We start from the raw sequence: 21,929 nt of genomic DNA, 5'->3' as shown, positions 1-21,929 counted from the left end.
GAATATCTTGTCTAGAACAAAATGTCTACATCAGGCCCGCATTTCCGATCGGTTTCTTGCGGCACCCTAAAAGTGGCCAGCCGCAACTTGCAGTTCCCGCAATGCCGATGGCTTCCTACATGGCGTAGGCGACGGCGATATCCATGCTTTCCATGGCCCGGAACTCCGCCTTAAGCCGTGCGGCGTGGAACCCGGACGACAGGCGCTCAACCGTCGCTGAGCTTGCGCGAGCGCCAGCGTCCGTCGCCCTGCTTGCAGAACCAGCCGGTCCAGTTGTCTTCCTGGTCCGCGCGTTTCAACTGAAGCTTCAGCTGGCGGCAGGACTGGCCCTTATCGGTCTTGCCGTTCATCGGCGTCAGATTTCCCTCGATCGGCTTGCGTTTTCCCGACGCCGGGTAGGTCCATGGCACCACCGCACCGTCGGCGCCATCGTCCAGCGTCTTGCTGACCGTCTTGTATAGTGCGGCCGCTTCCTTCTGGCTCATGCTCCCGATCACGGTGCCATGGATGAACGAGTCGAAGTATGCGAGAGCCGGCGCGGCCGGAACAAGCGTGACGGCGCAGAGCAGCGCGCGTCGGAGAAACAGGCGAAGCGACATGAAAGGTGTCCTTAGGTGGGGCGCTGAAAGCGTGGGGAGCATGACCCGGCGAACATCTGCCGACCGGGCCGCCAGCGCTTTGCAGAACATGAAAAAGCTGCCTATGTTAGCGCAATCGCCACCCATGATCGAGTGCGCATTCCGAACGCCAGGCTGCATCCCCGCAGGGGGGATTCCGGCGCGGCGCGTGGCGAGCCGATTTGCCGCGGCCGCGTTCGCAAGCCGCCGCGTTGACCGCCTTCAGGCCTTCAACTCCCCCAGCGCATCCTCGATTTCCTGCTGGAACGCCGGCCATAGCCCCTGGAAGCTCTCGAGCCCCTCGCTCCTGACCAACTGCTGCAGGCCGATGCATAGTTCCGCCAGGGTCGCATTTCCCACCAGTGCGAAGCCTCCGCTCAGCGAGTGCAGTGCATTGAGTACGGCGTCGGCGTTGCCCGCCCGCAAGGCATCGGTCATGGCCGCCATGGTCTGCCGCGTGGCGGAGTGCATCGCCTCACAGATCTGCGGGGTAATCGGCAATTCCGGCAATTCCGGCAACTCGGGCAATGTCTTGCCGCTATCGGATTCCTTTGGCGCGCTTCGGCCAGCATGCGAGCGCAGAACGCGCCCCAGCACCGCGAGCGGCAAGGGCTTGACCAGCACCGTGGAAATGGACGATTCCAAGCTGCGCTGCGCCTGTTCCGGCGTGCTGTGCGCGCTCATCGCGACGATGGGCAAGCCTGGATATTGCTGCCGGATGGCCGATGCCAAGGCATAGCCATCCATCACCGGCATACCGATGTCCGTCAGCACGATGTCGTATTGCCTTTGAGCAAGCGCCTCCAATGCCTTCCCGCCATCCTCGACAATCGTCGCGTCAATGCCGAGTTGCTCTAGCTGGTCGGCCAGCATGGCACGGGTTGCGGGGTGGTCTTCCGCGACAAGCACCTGGATGGGCGGCTCGCCATTACCGGACTCCACCGCGCTGGCGGCGTCCGACGCCTTGGCTGCCGCCGCTCTCCCGGCCTGTGCGACTTGGGGAGGCGCCTCCGTGCGTTGCAATGGCCACCTGACCGTAAAGGTGCTGCCCCGCCCCGGCGTGGAGCTGACCGAAATATGGCCTTGCGCTGCCTCCACGATGCGCTGGCATAGCGGCAGCCCGAGGCCAGTGCCACCGTAACGTCGATGGATGGAACTGTCAGCCTGCGTGTAGAGCGCGAACAGGGTTGGCACGACAGCTGAATCTATCCCGATACCGGTGTCCGCAATCTCGAACTGCACGACAGATGTCTCGTTGTCCTGCACAAAGGCGGCGCGCACTACCACCTGGCCGGATTCCGTGAACTTGATCGCGTTGCTGACCAGGTTGGCAATCACCTGCCGGATCCGGGTCGGATCGCCAAGAAAGTAGCCGGCGACACCGGGCGAGATTTCACAAGCCAGCGCCAGGCCCTTGGCCTCCGCAAGCGGTGCAAACGTGTCGCGCACATTCTGCAGCAGCTGGTCGCAACGCAAAGGAATGGATTCGAATGTCAGCTGCCCCGCTTCCACCTTGGACACATCCAGCACGTCATTGATGATGCGAAGCAGCGAAGCGGACGACGACTCGACAATCTCCAGCCTTCGCCGCTGGCCGGCAGACAATGGCGCGCGCCCCATCAGCTCCAGGCAGCCGATCATCGCATTCAGCGGCGTACGGATCTCGTGGCTCATGATGGCAAGGAACGTGGACTTGGCCTTGTTGGCCTGGTCCGCCGCCTGGCGCGCCTCCCTGAGCTTTTGCTCCGTCTTCTTCTGCGCGCTGATGTCGTGCAACGCGCAAAGCAGCGCCGCTTCCCCGCGATACTTGACATGGGTGAAGTTCACCAGCAGATGCGTCAAGGCTTGCGTGTCCGTCCCAAGGGTCAGCTCCTGGCCGATCAACGGCCGGTTCCTGTCCGGGCGGCCCGGACGCGCCTCCGACGCGCGCCGGTAGAGCTCCCACATGCGCTGGTTCAGCGGCGGCGCGCCAACCTGCTCGGCATACCGCGCCATCACGTTGTTGCCCACGATCACACGGCCATCGGCCTGCGCAAGCAGGCTAAGGCCCACCGGTGCGGTATGGATCAGCGCCCGGTTTAGCTTCTGGCTCTCCTTCAGGCGCATTGCGCGCTGGTAGCCCGGAATGAGGATCTTGCGGCGGTAGATGACAATGCGGACCCACAACGCCAACCATCCCACCAAGGCAAGGGCGCTGATCGTCAGCAGGCGATACTTCAGGCCGGCCAGGATGGTGTAAGGCGTGTAAGCATAAACGAGGGTCCAGTCCGTCCCTGGCAGGCGCTCACTGATCTTGAAGACGCCGTCCCTGAAGGCCTGTTGCACGCCCGGCCGCGCCGCGTCGGTATGCATGGCAGCCACATGGTTGATGAAGTCGCTGCGCTCGGCGTCAGGCGTCAACAACACCTTGCCGTGCCCGTCGAGAATGGCGAACTCGCCCCCATCGACCGGATTCTGCAGGCCATTCAGGAACCGGCCTGGACGCCTGTTGGCAACGACGACGGCGAGCGGCTTCCTGTCGCTGTCGAACAGGAACTGTGCGAAGCGGACCACCAGTTCACCCGATAGCGGATCAAATTGCGGCGCCATCCAGATCACGTCCGCCGGCGTGGCTTCGGGATGCTCCTGCGCGGCCTGCGTGAGGCTGACGACGTCTGGCCAGGCCTCCTTGAACAATCGGAGCGCATCGGGCAGGCGGGACACCGGTACCGCGTAGCCGCTTCCCGACCGGAGCAGCGTGGCCAGGAAATCCCCCTGTACTGACAAGAAATAGGTGTTGGCGGAAAGCTCGGGCGTGCGCGTCAGCACGATACTGGATTTGAGTTGCTTCTCCACCATTGCCAGAAGCGGCAAGAAGCTCGCGGCGGGCCGGGCATCGCTGACCTCGGTGGCCACGGCATAGACCCGGCGGCCCGAATCCTGAATGATCCCCAACTGGCCATGATTGGAAAGGTACTGTTCACGCAAGGCGGGCGACGGCAGCGCCTGGCGGTCCCACACCCCTTCCGCATAGCCCGTGCCCCGCTTGAGCACCGCGCTGGCCCCCGTCATGCTGACCAGGAGCCTGGATTCCTGTGTCAGAAAGCCCGCGCGCGCGGCCGCATTGTAGTCACTGGCCGCCATCCACACGGCCAGCACTGAGCACAGCAGGATGAAAGCCGATAGCGCGGCACCACCGCCGTACAGCAGGGTGAGCTGATACCGCTTCATCAACTCTGGATTGAAGTCGCGGCGGCCGCGGGAAATGCGGTGCCTGACAAGGGGCTTCAGTTTCACGGCGGCGTTGACATCATTCTGCTTCTGTTGGATCTATCAGGCGCACAGCCCGGCGTCACGCTTGCTCTTGGCCGTCTTCCGGCTCCGGCTGCGTCTCGTTGCCGCTGTAGCGGATCAGGTCCGCGTCGCGCGTGACCCCGAGCTTTTTCATTGCCGCAACCTTCTGCGCGCTGATGGTCTGCTTGCTACGATGCAGCTGGGCGGCAATCTCGCCCACCTTGTAGCCCGCCCGGAACAATCTCACGATTTCCGCCTCCCGGGCACTCAGCTTGCGCGTGGCGCCCGGGTCCTCCTGGTCTTCGAGCAAGGACGCCACGGTGGGCGACACGTATTGCCCACCGGTATAGGCGGCATGCACGGCGGTGACGATATGCGCCATGGCATCGGACTTGCTCAGTATGCAGGTCACGCCAAGCGTCTGGATGGCGCGCAGCACCGCGGGATCGTCCACCATGGTGATGGTCACGATGCGCACCTCGGGGTACCGCCGCAAGATCATCGAGATGAGTGCCTGTCCGTCGCCGTACTTGCCGTCCGGCATGACATAGTCGAGCACCAGCACGTCGCACGGCTGCTTGCCGAGCGCATCGACCAGTTCCGTGGAATTCGAGGCTGTGCCGGTTACCTCGATGCCGCCGGCCCCCTGCAGCGAATGGGCAATGCCAAGCAACGTGACTGGGTGATCGTCCGCCACCATGACACGCAAATGAAAGTCATCCATCAAGCCCACGCTTGTAGAAAATTGCACAAGACCCCATGGTACGAATGGCAAACAGCGCAACGTCGCCACGTACCGTTCTTGGTACACACGGCGCCTAGGGTTTCAACCCAGGCCGCAATGATACTCTTCGGTCACTTTCCCGCCTATAAGTGCGAAGTAGACCATATCCATGGTATACGATCCGTGCCTTTGCCCCCGCACTTGCCAGCCGGGCATGGCTGGCGCGTCGATTTCTTTCACTCTGACCTGCAGAATCAGACTCGTCCTATTTAGTAATGCTTGCCATCCTTTTATCCTGTTGGCATGAAAGGATCTCTCAGCACCCTCGCTCTGCATCAAGCCCAACGCCATGGCACGCCATTTCATGGTTGCGGCGCGCGCACCCACGATAAGCCCGCGGTTCCGGGCAATGCGAGCCGTCATCGCATCCTGATCGTGGAAGAGACTCCGCTGCATCTCTCGACCACGATGCAGATGTTCGCCTGTCAGGGCGACCATCATGTGGAAGGCTACACCGATGGAGCCAAAGCCTTGCAGCGCCTGGGCGAATGCCCTTTCGACGTGGTTGTCACAGGCCTCAATGTGGCCGGCGTTGACGGCATCCAGATCATCCAGAGCCTGCCTACGTCGGCGTTCGCACCGGCGCTGGTCATCACCAGCGCCGCGCCGCGGCCGATACTGGTGGGCGCCCGCAAGGTCGCCGAGTCGCGGGGCATCGCGGTGATGGCAACGCTGCCGAAGCCGCTCACCCAGCAAGGCGTGCATGCGGCGCTTGGCGCGTATGGCGAGAGCGTGAAGCGTGTCCGTCCCGCCCGCCCCGGCAACACCCCGGATTTTCACCGCGACGCCCTGATCGCCGCCATGGAAAACGGCGAAATGCAAGCCTGGTTCCAGCCGAAGTACGCGCTGGTCGACGACCTGGGCCATGCCGCGGAGGCACTGGTGCGTTGGGAACACCCGGAATTCGGGCTCCTGCTGCCCGGCGCCTTCCTGCCCGCCATCGAGCGCGAGGGGCTTGAGGACCGTTTGCTGCAGACCATGCTGGCGCAGACGCTCGCCGCCCAGCAAGACTGGAAGGCCCGCGGCCACGATATTGCCGTCTCCGTGAACCTCACCACCAGGCTGCTGGATGACCCGGATCTTCCCGATCGGTTGCATGCGCAGGTAACAGCGGCCAAGGGCGATCCACGGCGCATCTGCTTCGAGTTGACCGAAGACTCCATGGAAACGCAGGAAAGCAACTACTACGCTGGCGCATGCCGCTTGCGCATGCACGGCTTTGGCCTGGCCCAGGATGATTTCAGCAGCGGTTTCAGTTCGTTCTACAGACTGGTGGCGACGCCCTTCACGGAGCTGAAGCTGGACCGGTCCATGGTCAAGGACGCCATCATGATCGACGCCTTCCGTGCCGCCCTGTCAAGCGTGGTGCAGCTTGGGCGCAAGATGGGCCTGACCGTGGTGGCGGAAGGCGTGGAGACCGAAGCCCAACGGCGGCTGCTCCAGGAACTTGGCTGCCACAGGGCGCAAGGCTTCCTGATATCGCCCGCCATCCAGCAAGACGCCATCCCACGCTTCTTCCGCGCAAGCTGATCCGGCGCATGGCGCGGTGGCCTGCCGCCACCGATCGTCGTCTTGCCCTTGGCCTGGAACCGGATCGTGATGATGGGTGGCGACCCGTGGCGTGCCCTCTCCTCTGGCGCCGCCCTCGCCCTTTTCCTGGCTGCCTCCAGATAGGCAACCGCGCTCCCCGCCCTCCCGCCCTTGCTGACAGCCTCCCGGCTCGCATCGGCCACAACAAGGTGTTGCCTCATGAACCGCCCTGAACGCCTCGCCGCGGGCGCCCTGCCAGCCATCCTGGCGCCCCGCTCAAGCACCAGCCCGTTGGGCACAGCCAAACACAAGCCCGGCAAGACGGCCACCTGCGTGCTGCTATGTAGCGCCCGCAACACTGGCTGCCACCCCGAAACCCGCGCCACAGCGCGCCCTGACGCCGCCGGAGATGCCGGGCCGCAGATGAAAACCTGATGGAATTCCCGCCTGTGACCCGGGGGATGAAAAGTGTCAACAATTGTAAAAATTAGGACTTGTCCTATTAAGCCCTGAAAATTTCGTACATGTCCTATGTATCTGGGACGAGGAATCGTAGAAGATACACATCTTGCAACTCCACACGTCACCATCGCTATAGGGGATAACCAGACAATCAGCAAACAAAGGGGCCATGGTTAATATGCGTAGATTAAATATAAACGTGGTGATAGCCGACGACACTCCATTGATACTGGATGGCTTGAAATGCGCACTAAATTCAATTCCGACGATAAACGTCCTGGCATCATGTGAATCGTCAGCTGAACTCTTCAGCACTTTGTCCGACATCAGTTGTGATGTTGTTGTAACCAACTACTCCATTCGTGGTGGAGAATCCGGCGATGGGCTGTCTTATATATCCCGCCTCCGCCGGCTGCACCCAAACGTGAAACTTGTTGTACTGACCAGATACAAGCAGCCCGCCATCATCAAGTCTGTTCTGGCCCTTGGCGTCTCCGCCATCGTGGGCCGGCACGATGATGCAACCGAGGTAATCACTGCCATTCATGTCAGCGCTTCAGGCGGGGAATACATTTCTCCACGGGTCCGCCTGGCGCTAGCTTGCTTGCAGTCCAGCATCGATCGGTCACAACCGCTCTCGGCCCGAGAAACCGAGGTAATGCGCCTCTATATATCGGGCTTGACCGTCGGTGAAATCGCAGTCCTTCTCAAGAAGGGCAAGCAGACAATCAGCTGCCAAAAGATGAGCGCCATGCGAAAGCTCGGAATCAAGAGCAATGTTGATCTCATCAAGTATGGCAATGACATAAGTCATAGCCAGCATTGATGAACTGCATTCGCAGCGGCACCCCGCCATCTTCTGGCTGGCACCCCTGATACCGGGTCGCCCACAGTACCGGCTGTGAGCCACTCAGTACCGAGGTAATCACTCATGAAAGAGTGTGCAGCCTCGACCCTTGCATGAATGCAAAGCCGTTCGCTCGCGATATTGCTGAGTGGCCACGCATTTCAAGCAACCATTGCAACTTACCTTTAACAACCTCCGAGAGGAAACTTGAAAATGAAAACGAAAATTCTGGCAATCACCCTGGCAACGGCTGGCCTGATGACCGCAGCCGGTTCGGCGCAAGCCGCCGACGGCACGATCAACTTCACCGGCAACGTGATCGCCTCCACCTGCAAGATCAACGCCGGCACCAACGACCTGACCGTGGCGCTGCCGCGCGCGAGCACCAGCGCGCTGTCCAAGGCTGGCGCCACCGCGGGCCGTACGCCGTTCGTCCTCGCGCTGTCGGGCTGCAGCGTCGCCAAGGAAGCACCGACCAAGGTCTCGGTTACCTTCGAACCCGGCACGAGCGTCAACGCCGACACCGGCCGTCTGAAGCTGCAAGGCGCCGACGCCGCGGGCAACGTGGAAATCGCCCTGCTGAACGATCAGTTCAAGCCGATCAAGGTGGGTGCAGCCAGCGCCGACCAGAACTCGCAGATCGTGGACATCGATGCCACCAGCGGTGCCGCGAAGATGACCTACGCCGCCGAATACACGGCAACTGGCGTGGCAACGGCGGGTACCGCGAACTCGTTCGTGCAATACACCCTGATGTATCCCTAAGCGCGAAGACGGATCCCTGATTTCCGGGGATTGATCGTACCAGCTTTGCAAGCCGCCCGGCCTGAACGGGTCGGCGGCTTGCGACAGGAGGTATAACTCAAAGGACAGTCAAGATGAGACACAGCATTCCGAAGTTGTTGAGCGCGATGGCGATTGCGTCGGCATCGATTGTTTCCGCATCGATTGCGACAACGGCCAATGCCACGGTCGTGGTGTCAGGAACCCGCCTGGTCTTTCCCGCCGAAGAGCGCGAGATGACCATCAAGCTCACGAACGATGGCAAGCTCCCTTCGCTGGTTCAGGCCTGGATCGACAAGGGCAACGGCAATGAAAATGAAGTGCCGGACAAGATCGACGTGCCGTTCACGCTCATGCCGACCATGTTCCGGGTCGAGCCGGGCAAAGGCCAGACCCTGCGTGTGATCCATACCAACGAGCCGATGGCGACTGACAAGGAAACGCTGTTCTGGCTCAACGTGCTGGACGTTCCCCCGAAGCCGAGCGCCGAGGATGAGCGCAACCTGCTCCAGGTCGCCTTTCGCACACGGATCAAGCTGATGTACCGGCCGACCGGCCTGCCCGGCAAAGCCGAGGAAGCCCCCGCCCAGCTCAAATGGCAGCTCACCAGGGGCGCAGGCGAGCACCACTATGTCCTGAAAACCGTCAACCCGACCCCTTATGTCGTCAGCCTTGGCAGCGTCCAGTTGAAGATGGGCGGGACGACACTCGATGCCGGCATGGGCCATGTGCTGCCCGGCGCGTCGCAGACCTTCCCGGTCAAGGGGCTGGAATCGATGCCCACCGCGCCAGCGACCGTCGAGTTCAACAGCATCGACGATTGGGGCGGCAGCAAGAATACCCAGATGCCCGTCGTCACCGACCTGCGGCAGTAGCCTGGCCGGTCGGCACGTCATCACCCGCCCCACTGCTTGGGGCACAGAAATCTCTCATCAAAGTCAGCGTTGCGCGCCCGTGCGCCACGTACGCATGTCGGGCGGCAAGATCGGACCCCAGATTCGATGTCGTGGTCCGATCCATGATCGCCTGAAGTCTCACTCCCGGAGTGTTTTGTATGCCGCCGATTCAGCGTCCGAATTCCGATATTGGTCACATGCCGCAGCTGCGGCCAATATGCGCATTGCTGCTGACCAGCCTGGCCGGCTGGCAGAGCAACGCGCACGCGGACGGCGGAACACCGGAGGCGCCGGAGCCGCTGCATGTCGCGCAGGTCGAGTTCGAGGGCGGCTTTCTCAACAACAGCGCCGGCACCGTTGACCTGTCGAAGTTCCAGCGCGCCAACGTGGTCCAGCCTGGCACGTACAGCGTCGACCTCTATGTCGAGCAGAACTGGGCCGGGCGCGCCAGCGTGCCGTTCAAGGCCGTGCCCGGCACGGCGGATGCCCAGCCCTGCTTCAGCGAAGCGCTGCTGAAGCAGGCCGGTGTCAATCTCGCCAAGCTGCCTCACCATGTGAAGGTCTCGCTCGCCGAGCCCGGTGCCTGCGTTCGTCTCGGGCAAGCCATTGCGGACGCGAGCAGCAGTTTCGATTTCAGCGAGCAACGGCTCACGCTCAGCATTCCGCAGGTTTCGCTCGTGCGTAACCCGCGCGGGTACGTGAGCCCGGATCAATGGGATCAGGGCGTCCCCGTCGGGATGCTCGGCTACAACCTCAACGTCTACAGCACCAAGAACCAGGGCAGCAGCACCCAGACACAGGGATATCTCGGCCTGAACACGGGTTTCAACCTGGGGGCCTGGCATTTCCGGCACGACGGGTCGTACAACTGGGATGATAAAGGGCGGCAAAAGTACCAGAACGTTGCAACCTATGTGCAGCGGAGCCTGCCGTCGCTGTCGTCGCAGCTCGTCATCGGCGAATCCTATACTTCGGGCGAGCTGTTCGATTCCACCCAGTTCCGCGGGGTGCGCGTCTACACGGACGACCGGATGCTGCCGGATTCGATGCGCGGCTACGCGCCGGTGGTGCGCGGCGTGGCCAAGAGCAATGCAAAGGTCACGATTTCGCAGAACGGCGTCAAGCTTTACGAAACCACGGTGGCACCGGGCGCGTTCGAAATCGACGATCTTTACCCGACCGGGTACGGCGGCGACCTGAACGTTTCCGTCACGGAAGCGGACGGCGTCGTGCATTCGTTCTCCGTGCCGTATGCGGCCGTGCCGCTGTCGCTGCGCCCCGGCACCAACCGCTACAGCGTGGTGGCGGGAACGGTGCGCAACCAGCAAAGCTCGAAGAATCCCCTCTTCACCCAGGCCACCTGGCAGCGCGGCTTCACCAACCTGCTGACCGGCTATGGCGGCATCACCGTGGCCGAAGGCTACGTGTCCGTGATGGGCGGCGGCGTGCTGAACACCTCGTTCGGCGCCATGGGCGCCGACATCACGCAGGCACGCACCTTGATCCCGGGCGTGAAGCGGTTCGACGGCTCCAGTGTGCGGGTGAGCTATGCGAAGAACGTGGTGCAAACCGGCACCAACGTTTCGATTGCGGCTTACCGCTATTCGACAGCCGGGTACTTCGGCCTCAATGACGCCATGCTCGCACGCGAGCAGGCCGAACGCGGCAACTCGATCGACACGGTATGGCGGCAGCGCAATCGTGCATCGCTGACGCTCAACCAGCGCCTGGGCGAGCGCGGCGGCAACCTCAGCGCGACAGCTTCCACGGCAACGTACTGGAACCGCAGCGGTTCGGACGTGAATTATTCGGTGGGCTACAGCAATGCCTACAAGAATATTTCCTACAGCGTTTCCGCAACGCGCCAGCGCAGCCCGAGCGGCGGCATGAGCACGCAGTACTACGTCGGCGTGACGATTCCGCTGGGCCGCAAGACCCCCGTGACGCTGTCGGGCAACATGGTGCACGACAGCAACGGGAAAACCCAGCTGCAATCGTCGCTCTCCGGTTCGGCCGGCCTGGACAACAATTTCTCCTACGGCCTGAACGCCAACCACGCGTCCGGCGACGGCAGCTCGACGACCAATGGCGGCGCCAACGTGATGTATCGCGCGCCGGTCGCCGAGCTCAGCGCCAGTGTCAGCGGCGGCGCGGACTACCAGCAGGCCTCCGTGTCGGCGCGCGGCGCCATGGTCGCGCATAGCGGCGGGATCACGCTGTCGCAGCCGCTGTCGGAGACGTTCGCGATCGTCGAAGCGCCGGAAGCGGCCGGTGCGCGCGTGACCAATGCGTCGGGCGTGCGGGTGGACAGCCGGGGCTACGCCATCGTGCCGTACCTCACGCCGTTCAATATGAACATGATCGAGCTGGATCCGAAGGGCTTGTCGACCGATGTCGAGCTCAAGGAGACCAGCCAGCGCGTGGCGCCGCTGGCGGGATCCGTCCCGCTGCTGAAATTCGCCACGGAGTCCGGGCGTTCCGCCCTGATCCGGTCCCGGCGGCCGGACGGCTCGCCGCTGCCCTTTGGCGCCACCGTGCTCAACGAGCAAGGCAAAGAGGTCGGCTCGGTCGGCCAGATGGGCAAGATCTTCGCGCGCGGCCTGGAGTCGCAGGGCGAGCTGACCGTCAAATGGGGCAAGGACAAATCGGCGGTGTGCCATGTCCCCTACAAGCTGCCGGAGCGGAAGAAGGAGAAGGGGCTGCAGCCGTTGCAGCGCATCGACGCGGCATGCGCGGACGGAGCAGAAAGGCCGTCCTATGCTGTGAACCGGCCGAATCGCTAACAAAGAGGTTCGGACGAGCAGGACGCTGCGCGATGTGGGGGGCTACGCGCGCAGCGAGATCTTAGGGATCCATCAATCTTCAAAGACATACGATATTGACCCTGATGAGTTGGTGGAATTGGCCTCGCTGGGCCGCATCTTCATTTGATGCAGCGCAAAAAAATTAAATTAGCAATTGAAAAACCAGTTGCGAAATACAAACAACATAGCATGTTGGAACAGCGATGAAAACTCTTACCAGCTATATCAAAAAGCATATCAATAGCCGCATCAATAAATCGATCTCGCGTCGGTATTTTATGGCATGCCTTGGCACCCTGACGCTAGGTGCGACATTTCTGCCAAACTCCGCGCACGGCTGTCATCAAAACGTCTATGAAGGACTTACTGTACGTTTACCAGCCAGCCTCAGTGATTCGGCGGACAATATCCTGCCAGGCAATCGCCTTCCATCGACGGCGTCTAGTTCAGTATGGGTTTTCGATTTAAACTATACTTCTGAATGCGAAGAGAATTATATCAGGAGTATAACGCTCGAGCCGTATGGGAAAGTGGTTAGCGGGGTGACTTATACGGATGGCGGTCAGACTTATCCCGTCTATGAAACAGAGGTGCCTGGAATTGGCTATGCCTTCGGCTGGAGTCTATCACCTAACGGACCATGGAACCCGGCTAAGCCCGGGAAAACGGAGATATTTTCCGGATCTTCGAGTTGGCAAGCTGTTCAGCATCGGGTTACCTTGGTTGTGACAGGACGCCTTGCCACGGGAAGGTACACCATTTCAAAAAGGGCGGTATCAGCAATGACGGCGAGATTTGGAAATGGCACCAGTACTCCTACTCGGTACGGATTTTTTGCGGGTGCAGGAACGCTCAACGTGACGACGCGTGGATGCAAGGTGACATCCGGAGCGACCAATGCTGTCGCGTTGCCCTCCCTGGTATTAAACAGCCTGAAGTCGGTCGGCGCGGTGTCGAATGCGTCGGCATCCTTCTCCATCACGGTGAATTGCGATCCCAATGTGGGGCTGCACGCAACACTCACGGACGCATCGAATCCGGCCAATACCAGCAATACACTGACGTTATCCGGCAATTCCACCGCGACCGGCGTGGGCATTCAAATGTTCCGGCCGGGCGAAACGACAGCGCTGGGGCTCGGCCCGGATTCCTCGGCGAAGGGAAACACCAACCAGTGGTATGTCGGCAGCACGTCGGCGTCGGGCGGCACCCTCAACGTTCCCATCGTTGCCAAATATGTGAAGACCCTTCCGGTCATCAAGCCTGGCTCGGTCAGCGCGCGCAGCACGATTACGTTCTCGTACCAGTAGTGCAAATCAGATTTTGAAAGAGATGCGATGGTTTTTTCGGACGAACAGGCGGCCCGCACGGTGAGATGGAAACATGCACCCGATGGCGTATTCCGATGTTCGGATGGTATTGGGAACTATGGTGGATCCGCCAAGCCGCTGGTAAAGGGACTTATTATGCTATTTAAAATGACTTCGCGCGCTCTAATCCTGGGCGTCATGTTTTTTTCTGAATCAGCGTTTGCTGATTGTACGACCACTACACCGAACAGTCAGGCACAGGCAAAACTTCCGCCCTCGCTCAGCACTGTTCGAGATTCGGTGGCCTCGGGGATTCAGTTTCCGTCATCGACTACCGGATACGCCTCTCACAGTGTCAGCAGAACCCGCGATTGCAATTTCGATGAAATCGTCGTAACGCCGCTCGGGAAAGTGGTTCCGGGTGCGACGTTTAAGGCCGAGAGGGGCAGCGCTGCTGTATTTGAAACCGGAATTCCCGGAATAGGTTATGCACTGGAAACGGCAAATGCCAACACGCCTTATGACCCTATTGGGGCTGGGCCAACTGTGCTTCCACCCGGCCCCCCCGGCTCTGGCGCTTGGGGCTACTACCACCGGGTGACTCTCGTCGTAACGGGGGCTATCGAAACGGGAACCTATAGTGTCCCGGCTAAAAACATCCTGACCATCATCGCCACGCTGGGTGGAGCTGTCGTGTCGAATAGGCAGGCGGCCAGTCTGGCCGCATTGAGCATTGCCGTTACGGCAAGAACATGCAAGATCACGTCCGGCGCGACCAACACGGTCGTTATGCCGCAGTTGGTGACGTATAGCCTGAAAGCGGTAGGCGATGTCTCTGCCGCCAAATCGACACCGTTTTCGTTGGGGCTCCAATGCGATGCGAACCTCAGTGTCTATGCAACGTTGACGGATGCGACCAATCCCGCGAATACCGGCAATGTCCTTAGCCTGGCAAAGAATTCGACGGCATCTGGCCTGGGTATTCAAATCATGAAGCAAGGCACCACCAGTCCATTGAATTTTGGGCCGGATTCATCGGCCAAAGGCAATACCAATCAGTGGCTGGTCGGTAAATCCGGGACATCCGCTAGTGTCATCAAGGTGCCCTTCGAAGCGCGCTATATCAAGACGGAAGAGACGATCAAGCCGGGTACCGTGAGTGCGCTCAGCACGATTACGTTTTCGTAACAGTAGCGCCAGCCGATTGCCTCGCACTTCACGCCATGCCCGGCCGCCCTACCGGCTGACCGTTAGCAAAACGTCATAAGGAGAATCAGGATGCCACGACAGCATCGCGTTGTTCAGGAAAGTGCCGTGCGGTGTCGCCGGGCAATACTTGGAATTGGCTGCACCGCAGCGTTTGCCCTTCCTGTTTCGGAGGCACTGGCGAGCTGCTCGATCATCGCCAGGGGGGTCGGACCCGTCGAGTATCTCGAGGTCAGGCTTCCCGCGTGGTCGCCCTCCTCGTTTGACCCCACGGTTCCAGACGGCACGGTTCTCTTTTCCGAAAAGGGGACGGCAACCGGGCCCAGTGGCGACCTTACCTGCACATCCCTGATTGGCACGGTCAAATACGAGGGAAAAGGGGCTCCAGGGGCCTTTAATACTTATGCCACCGGCGTTTCCGGGATCGGTGTGCGCATTGACGGAGGATGGACCGGATGGTGGCCGCAACAGACCCATGTTGCAAAGGAGGCGGGCTACTACGTGGGAGGCGGGGATTTCAAGGTGGAACTGGTCAAGACCGGCCCGATCACGGCGGGCGGGTCACTGTCTGGCGAAATCGGCACGACTACCGCGGTCGATCACGGCTTCGTCGTCCGGCGTGTCTTCATCAACGGTTCGCTCCCCATCAGGCCGCAGGTCCCCGCATGCAGGGTGATGACGCCGTCCATCTCGGTGCCGCTCGGCCAGATTCCGATCCGCGCGTTCAAAGGCGTTGGCACGACCACCGACGCGCAGCCGTTCGAGATTCGGCTGCAGTGCTCGGGGGGGAATCAAGGAACGTCCACGCGGATGTATTTCACGATGACGGACGGCACCAACTGGTCGAACCGAAGCAACCTGCTGTCCCTGTCGCGTGACGCCAAGGCAACGGGCGTCGGCATTCAGGTGCTGCGCGGCACCGATAACAGCCTGGTCAGTTATGGCCCCGATTCCTCACAGAGCAACAATCCGAACCAGTGGTTCATCGGGCAGTTCGGCAATGTGCCGGTGACGATCCCGTTCAAGGCGCGCTACATCCAGACCGCCTCTACCGTGACACCCGGCGAGGCAAAAGGCTACGCCACGTTCACGATGAGCTACCAGTAACCGCGCGGCAGGCGGGCACGCTGCCGCGCCCTCCCGATTTCCGGTTTCCGGTTCACAACGACTTAAGGACTTTCAGATGCACGCTTCGCACACATGGCAGCTATGGCAGCTTGCCTCGAAGGGCAGCGGATACTGCGCGCTGGCTACCGCATCCCTGGCAAGCCTGCCGCCGCAGAAGCAGGACATGGCCCGGAACATCGTGGCCAGGCTTTTGCCACGCGACCGCTACTCCGACATCAAGGCGGCGCTGTTGGTCCTGGTCACGCTGGAGTTGGGCAATGCGTCGGGCGACAGGGTGCGCGATGGAGGCCGCCCGCAAGCCGCCGGCACCGCGGTGGGGCGAGCGCTGCACTACGTCTACGCGCCCTGGAGCCTGCAATTTGCCTATCGCCAGCTCAATCACACTGGCCCGCTGCCTCGCTGACGGTTGATCGCGCATGGGCCCGGCTGACAGGCGCGGCGGGTCATCGATCGGGAGCATCTTGCCCTCGACACGCCAAGGACGCGGCGTATTCACGTTGGCGGCACGCGTTTTAGTACTCGTCCGATTTTAAATGGCCTGCAATCCCGATAGCATCCGAGATCAAGCCCCCGCGTCCCGACCACGCCATGCATGATCCGAAAAATGGGAGCACAACAGTTTCCCTCGTTGACGGAAGGGGAAAGGAAAATTTCTGCTATGCAACCGTTTCATCAAATCCTGCGCGGTCTCGCTGCGCGACTGATCCCGGCAATCGTTCTTGTCGTTGTCGCATCGATTTCGCCGAAAGCACTCGCGTTCACCACTGTCACTGCGTTCGGATCGACGCTTAACCTGCCGAACAGCTTGCCAACAGGCACCATCATCAGTCGCTATACGATTCCGTTGAGTCAACTCTGCGGCGCGGCATCGTCGTGCCAGGTTTCCAGGGTGACCCTTTTTCCGAATGGCGGGTATACCACTGCACCCGGACCGCTAGTCACGACCAACGTATCGGGCATCTCTACTCGCCTGCTGGTCAACGGCCAACCCGTCACCGAATTCTCCAGCAACGGTAGCAACTTCCTCATCGTCAATTCGCCACTCGAAGTGCAACTGCTGCGCGACGCCCGCCCGTTGTCGGCCGGCAGCCTCGCGGGCGTGCACGGCGGGGACCCGGCCTATTACTGGTTGTGCTTGCCCGGCAAGACCTGCGATGCGTGGAACGGGGGTCTCGCAATCAATCTGGCGGCCACCGTCAGGCTGGTCAACGGCACCTGCTCGACCCCGGATCAAAGCGTCGCGCTGCCCTCCATGGTCTTGTACAAGTTCAAGGGCGTGGGATCGACCGGCGACCAGTCGGGCACGAAGGGGTTCGACCTTCGCTTCAACAACTGCCCGCCCGGCTTCGCGCGCGTCGGTTACACGCTCACCCCGATCGGAGGCCCGCTGCCCGCCCTCGCCGGCGCGCTGCCGGTCGCCGGCGGCTCGACGGCGAAGGGCGTGGCGATCCAGATCACTGGCACGAACGGCACGCCCGCAACGTTCAATCAATCGTTTCCGCTCAGCGCCTATAACAGCTCGACCGGCGGCTCGTACACGATCCCGATGAACGCGCGCTACATTCAAACCGAATCCACAGTCACGCCCGGCACGATTTCCGGCATGATGTCCGTGCTGGTGGATTACCAGTAAACGCGCACTGTCCACTCCGCATGCCGCGCGCCGCATGCCGTCGCGGCGACGGGCATACCGCTGTTTGAAGGCGCGATCGAGTCCGCCCGTGCCGCATCGGCTGCCGCGCCGGGTTTTCTTGCAAATTCCGCCGCATTTTCAAACTTGTCCGATTGTCTTCCCTGCCCAAGACACTCAGAATCACACTCAGAATCCTGTTACTTCGCTAACGACAGCAGCGACGCGCGATGCACGACACGCACGCGCGACACAAGACACCAAACGCAACACACAGCGACTGCCACCCTGGCCCATCAAGCGGCTCAGGCATTGACGGGCTAGCGTTTTTGCAACAAACCTGCGCTTGTGTTCCAGGCAACGCGCGCAGCATGGGCAACATGAAATCCATCCGTATTATCGGCGGCGCAGTGGCGCTGCTCCTGCTTCGGGCCCCCGCGGCCACCGCACAGTCACTGACACCGCATGCGGCCGCCGAGACCACAGAAACGACACGCCGCCAGGCGCAGCAGGTTGACGAGGCGCTGACGCGCGCCTCGCCCGCGGCGCCGGTGCTGTCGGGCAGCGAAGCGTCCCCGCACGCGACACTCGTCTTTCCCGCCGAGTCGCCGTGCTTCGCTATCTCGCGCCTTGAGTGGAAGAACGCCGAGGCGTTCGCATGGCTGGTGCGTGCCGTGCAGGTGCAGGACGTGTGCATCGGGTCCGAGGGCATCACCCGCCTGCGCGACCATCTGCGCTACCTGCTCATCGAGCGCGGCTACGTCACCACGCAAGTGCTGATCGGCCAGCAAGACTTGCGCGCCGGCAAGCTGGAGATCGAGCTTTTGCCAGGGCGCATCGGCAGCATCGCCGAGACCGGCGACGCGCCGGGCCGCCGCCAGATGGCGATGCCGATGGCCGAAGGCGACGTGCTCAATCTGCGCGATCTCGACCAGACACTGGAAAACATCCGCACCGTGGCCGGCGACGCATCGGTACGGATGGTGCTGGAGCCGGGCAAGGAATTTGGCCAGACCGATCTCGCCATTCACCATGCGCCCGAGGTGCGCCGCTGGCGGGCCATCGTCACCGCCGACAACTCCGGCATCGACGCCACCGGCAAGAACCAGCTCGGCGGCGTCCTGGTGGTGGATTCCCCCCTGGGACTGTACGACCAGCTCATCGCCACCTACAACAATGACGCGCACTTCGGCAACCGTAGCGTCGGATCGCGCGCGATGGGCCTGCAATGGACGGTGCCGTATGGCTATGGCTCCTTCTGGCTGGGTGCGAACCAGTATGACTTCCTGCAGACGATCGCCACCAGCGCCGGCAACCTGCCCTACACGGGCCGCACGCGCACGTTCGAGGTGGGTGCCAGCCACGTGGCTTACCGTACCGGCACCATGAAGGGCACGGTGCGCGCCAAGCTGTCGCGGCGCTCGGACGACGTCCGGCTCAGCGATTGGCCGATCGGCGTGCAGACGCGCGACATCACCGGCTACACCCTCAGCTACGCCCACTATCAACGCGCGCGCCGCATGACGTTCACCGGCGGGCTAGGCGTGCGCGGGAGCATTCCCGCGTGGTCGGCCAACAGCGGCTATGTGAGCGGCAGAACGCAATGGAGTGGCCGCTACAGCATCCTCAGCGCCAACGCGAGCGTCGACGCGCCCTTCTCCGTCGGGCGGCAACGCTTTGGCTATCGCGCCAGCATGAATGCGCAGGCGGCGCCGAATGCGATTCCAGCAACCGAGATGCTTTCGATCGGCAGCCGGTACAGCGTGCGCGGCTTCGATGGCTCGCGCACTTTGGTGGGACAAAGCGGATGGGTGCTGCGCAATGAAGTCGCGGTGGCGATCGGGAACACCGGACAGGAAGCCTATGCCGCGGCCGACGCAGGCGCCGTGGGTGGCAGCGTGACGCGCGAGCTCGCCGGGCGAACGCTGGTTGGCGCGGCGCTCGGGGTGCGGGGCGAGTACGGCAAGGTTGGCTACGACGTGTCGGTCGGCATGCCGGTGGCCAAGCCGGCCGGGTTCGAGGCCGCGCGGGTAACGGTGGCCGTGCAGCTATCGATGAAGCTCTGACATTGGGTTCGTCGGGGTTCGGGTGTCGTGTGTTGTTAGTCGCGTGTCGTGTGTCGTGTGAGGCGATTCACCGCTGGGCTGAATCCCGCGCCGCCGTAGCTCCCCTCTCCCGCTTCATGGGAGAGGGGAGCAAACCAGCGTTTTGCCTCCGGCAACTCCTGCCCGCATGCAGTACCCACACCAAAGCCGAATTAACGGAAATCGCATTGATCCACAACCTGAAGGAGGAAGCCAACCACAGCCATCACTCAAACGCCAACACCCTGACCCGGCATGCCCGCCCCCGAATCGGCACGGATCTCCTTATGCCGGCGGCCTGCCGTCTCTCACTTTACTTACCATGGTCCAAATGATGAAAAAGACATCCATGATTGCCCGCCAGCCCCGCTGCAGCACCTTGCTGAGCGCCCTGTTGCTGGCCGTCCCAGCGCTTCACGCCTCCATGGCATCCGCGCAGATCAGCGCGGCGCCTGGCGGCCCGGCTATCGGCGCGACCGCCAATGGCGTGCCGCTCGTGCAGATCAACGCGCCGAACGCCGCCGGCGTATCGCACAACCAGTTCCAGAACTACAACGTGGGCGCCAATGGCCTGGTGCTCAACAACAGCGCCAACGGCGCCGCCACGCAGATCGGCGGCAATGTCGCGGGCAATGCCGCGCTCGCCAATGGCGCCGCCGGCGTCATCCTGAACGAGGTGGTCGGCAATTCCCGCACCATGCTCAACGGCACGACGGAAATCGCCGGGCAGCGCGCCGCGCTGATCGTCGCCAACCCGAACGGCATCTCCGTCGATGGCGGCAGCGTGCTGAACGCTTCGCGCGTCACGCTGACCACGGGCACGCCGACGCTCACCAGCGGCGGCTCCGTGTCCGGCTTCACGGTGGCCGGCGGCGACATCGCCATCACCGGCAGGGGGTTCGATGCCAGCACGGTGGACAAGGTCGACCTGCTGTCGCGTTCCATGAAGATCGACGCGGCGGTCCGTGCCAAGGACCTGATCCGCGCCGTGGCGGGCCGCAACGATATCGCCTATGACGGCGACCGTATCGATGCCGAGCAAACCAAGGGGACCGATCACGTGCCCGTGCACGCGATCGACGTGGCCGCGCTCGGCGGCATGTACGCCAACGCCATTTCGCTGCGCAGCACCGAAGGTGGCGCCGGCGTAAACATCGCAGGCAAGGTGCAGGCGCTCACCGGCGACCTGAAGATCGAGAAGACCGGCCTGGTCATCACCACGGCGGATCAGGGCGGTGGGAAGGCCAGCGACGACAAGGCTGGCGGCGAAACCGTCAGCACCGAAGTCGCCCCTGGCTTCGTCGTCGCCGAGAAGGCCACCGAGGACAAGATCAGCGTACGGGCCGGCGCGCAACTGCTGGCTGCGGGCGCCACCGATATCCGTTCGAACAGCGTGGACAATGCCGGCGCGATCAGCGGCAAATCCGGCGTCTCGTTCAAGTCGGCGGTGCTGATCAATGACGGGACCATCACGTCGGACGGTGACATCAAGCTGAACACGGCCACGCTGCGCAACACGAAGACCATCAAGGCCAGCGGCACGCTGACGGCCGATACTTCCACCATGACCAATGGCGCTGATGGCACGATGGAATCGGAGCGGGACCTTTCGGTCAAGGCCGCCACCCTGACTAACGATGGCGTGATCCGTTCCAACGCCGGCAACCTCAACGTGGATGCCGTAGCCACCAGTAACAACGGTACGCTCGCCAGCGCGACTGGCACCACCAAGGTGAAGGCGACGACGTTCACGAACTCCGGCAAGATCACCGCGAGCCAGAATCTGTCGGTCAATACAACGACCGCCAGGAACGAAGGCACGCTGTCCAGCGAGCACGGCAACCTCGACTTCTCCAGCCTCACGTTCACCAACGTGGACCGCTTGTCCGCCAAAGAGGGCAAGGTGAAGGTGCAGTCGATGATCTACTCCAACTCCGGGACCATCGAGCAGGCCCCGCTGGTGGCGCAGGTCAAGCCCGTGGAGCCGTCCAAGCCGGTGGAGCAGGCCAAGCCCGTTGAGCCGACCAAGCCGGTCGAGCAGGCCAAGCCCGTTGAGCCGAGCAAGCCGGTTGAGCAAGCCAAGCCCGTTGAGCCGACCAAGCCGGTGGAGCAGGCCAAGCCCGTTGAGCCGACCAAGCCGGTGGAGCAGGCTAAGCCCGTTGAGCCGACCAAGCCGGTCGAGCAAGCCAAGCCCATCGAGCCCGCCAAGCCCGTGCAGCAAGCCAAGCCCGCGCAGGTCTGGCCCGTACAGCAGGCCTGGCCCGTGCAGCAGACCTGGACCGTGCAGGCGCCCGCAGCCAACCCCTGGTGGCAAGCGACGCCCATCAGCTGGAATACGCGCTGGTACTGACGTGCTGAAGACATCCGTCGCATAACGCGGCGCGGATGAGAGAAGGAAAGGCGGGCGCCGGGACGGCGCCCGCCTTTCGCCGCCATCTTGATTTTTTGCAGGTGTCCAAAGCGCTTGGCAAGCCCCCTGCTCTTGATTGTTCACCGCAGTGTTGAAGTACCAGAAATCATCGTTTCAACGTGTCATCGCAAGCTGGCGACGCATATCCACGACATGGATAGCGCA

Annotated in this window: 16 protein-coding genes; 13 read left to right on the top strand and 3 right to left on the bottom strand. The window is 62.2% G+C overall.

The window, feature by feature from the left end; genetic code table 11:
* Positions 1 to 206 precede the first annotated feature (206 nt).
* Together F7R26_RS08625 and F7R26_RS41705 are read right to left on the bottom strand one after the other, a co-directional pair.
* Positions 207 to 599 (bottom strand): RT0821/Lpp0805 family surface protein, encoded by a 393-nt coding sequence (locus tag F7R26_RS08625; RefSeq protein WP_150985900.1) that lies wholly within the window; start codon positions 597 to 599, stop codon positions 207 to 209.
* A gap of 240 nt (positions 600 to 839) precedes the next feature.
* Complete coding sequence (locus F7R26_RS41705; protein WP_416351328.1) at positions 840 to 2,564, bottom strand: hybrid sensor histidine kinase/response regulator; 1,725 nt, start codon at positions 2,562 to 2,564, stop codon at positions 840 to 842.
* Positions 2,565 to 2,978: 414 nt separating this feature from the next.
* On the opposite strand from F7R26_RS41705, the gene F7R26_RS41700 reads away from it, so the two are divergent.
* On the top strand, positions 2,979 to 3,185 hold the full coding sequence (locus F7R26_RS41700) for a hypothetical protein (protein WP_416351313.1): 207 nt from the start codon (positions 2,979 to 2,981) through the stop codon (positions 3,183 to 3,185).
* Positions 3,186 to 3,948: 763 nt separating this feature from the next.
* Here the strand turns inward: F7R26_RS41700 and F7R26_RS08615 are convergent.
* Positions 3,949 to 4,614 carry a response regulator gene (locus tag F7R26_RS08615; protein WP_150985898.1) on the bottom strand — a complete coding sequence of 222 codons (666 nt, stop codon included), beginning with the start codon at positions 4,612 to 4,614 and terminating at the stop codon, positions 3,949 to 3,951.
* Positions 4,615 to 5,049: 435 nt separating this feature from the next.
* Between F7R26_RS08615 and F7R26_RS08610 the strand changes: the two genes are divergently transcribed.
* From F7R26_RS08610 to F7R26_RS08555, 12 genes are all read left to right on the top strand, one after another.
* Entirely contained in the window at positions 5,050 to 6,204 is a 1,155-nt protein-coding gene (locus tag F7R26_RS08610) for an EAL domain-containing response regulator (RefSeq protein WP_170301864.1), read from the top strand.
* Positions 6,205 to 6,835: 631 nt separating this feature from the next.
* Complete coding sequence (locus tag F7R26_RS08605; protein WP_150985896.1) at positions 6,836 to 7,492, top strand: response regulator; 657 nt, start codon at positions 6,836 to 6,838, stop codon at positions 7,490 to 7,492.
* 234 nt (positions 7,493 to 7,726) lie between these two features.
* Positions 7,727 to 8,278 carry a fimbrial protein gene (locus tag F7R26_RS08600; RefSeq protein WP_150985895.1) on the top strand — a complete coding sequence of 184 codons (552 nt, stop codon included), beginning with the start codon at positions 7,727 to 7,729 and terminating at the stop codon, positions 8,276 to 8,278.
* Positions 8,279 to 8,391: 113 nt separating this feature from the next.
* Positions 8,392 to 9,171, top strand: coding sequence for a fimbrial biogenesis chaperone (locus tag F7R26_RS08595; protein ID WP_150985894.1), 780 nt, complete (start codon positions 8,392 to 8,394; stop codon positions 9,169 to 9,171).
* A 179-nt stretch (positions 9,172 to 9,350) separates the two neighbouring features.
* Positions 9,351 to 11,975, top strand: coding sequence for a fimbria/pilus outer membrane usher protein (locus F7R26_RS08590; RefSeq protein ID WP_150985893.1), 2,625 nt, complete (start codon positions 9,351 to 9,353; stop codon positions 11,973 to 11,975).
* Positions 11,976 to 12,199: 224 nt separating this feature from the next.
* Positions 12,200 to 13,306: a fimbrial protein gene (locus F7R26_RS08585; protein ID WP_150985892.1), complete on the top strand. Its 1,107-nt coding sequence runs from the start codon at positions 12,200 to 12,202 to the stop codon at positions 13,304 to 13,306.
* Between the two features lie 27 nt (positions 13,307 to 13,333).
* Positions 13,334 to 14,494, top strand: coding sequence for a fimbrial protein (locus F7R26_RS08580; protein ID WP_150985891.1), 1,161 nt, complete (start codon positions 13,334 to 13,336; stop codon positions 14,492 to 14,494).
* 90 nt (positions 14,495 to 14,584) lie between these two features.
* On the top strand, positions 14,585 to 15,619 hold the full coding sequence (locus F7R26_RS08575) for a fimbrial protein (RefSeq protein WP_150985890.1): 1,035 nt from the start codon (positions 14,585 to 14,587) through the stop codon (positions 15,617 to 15,619).
* A gap of 76 nt (positions 15,620 to 15,695) precedes the next feature.
* On the top strand, positions 15,696 to 16,043 hold the full coding sequence (locus F7R26_RS08570) for a hypothetical protein (RefSeq protein WP_150985889.1): 348 nt from the start codon (positions 15,696 to 15,698) through the stop codon (positions 16,041 to 16,043).
* 255 nt (positions 16,044 to 16,298) lie between these two features.
* Complete coding sequence (locus F7R26_RS08565; protein ID WP_170301863.1) at positions 16,299 to 17,273, top strand: fimbrial protein; 975 nt, start codon at positions 16,299 to 16,301, stop codon at positions 17,271 to 17,273.
* A gap of 377 nt (positions 17,274 to 17,650) precedes the next feature.
* Positions 17,651 to 19,336 (top strand): ShlB/FhaC/HecB family hemolysin secretion/activation protein, encoded by a 1,686-nt coding sequence (locus tag F7R26_RS08560; protein ID WP_170301862.1) that lies wholly within the window; start codon positions 17,651 to 17,653, stop codon positions 19,334 to 19,336.
* Positions 19,337 to 19,703: 367 nt separating this feature from the next.
* Positions 19,704 to 21,704, top strand: a complete 2,001-nt coding sequence (locus F7R26_RS08555; RefSeq protein WP_170301861.1) for a two-partner secretion domain-containing protein — start codon at positions 19,704 to 19,706, stop codon at positions 21,702 to 21,704.
* Positions 21,705 to 21,929: the final 225 nt, after the last annotated feature.

Source organism: Cupriavidus basilensis (genome assembly GCF_008801925.2).
Lineage (GTDB): Bacteria > Pseudomonadota > Gammaproteobacteria > Burkholderiales > Burkholderiaceae > Cupriavidus > Cupriavidus basilensis.
This window is presented reverse-complemented; position numbering and strand designations above follow the sequence as displayed.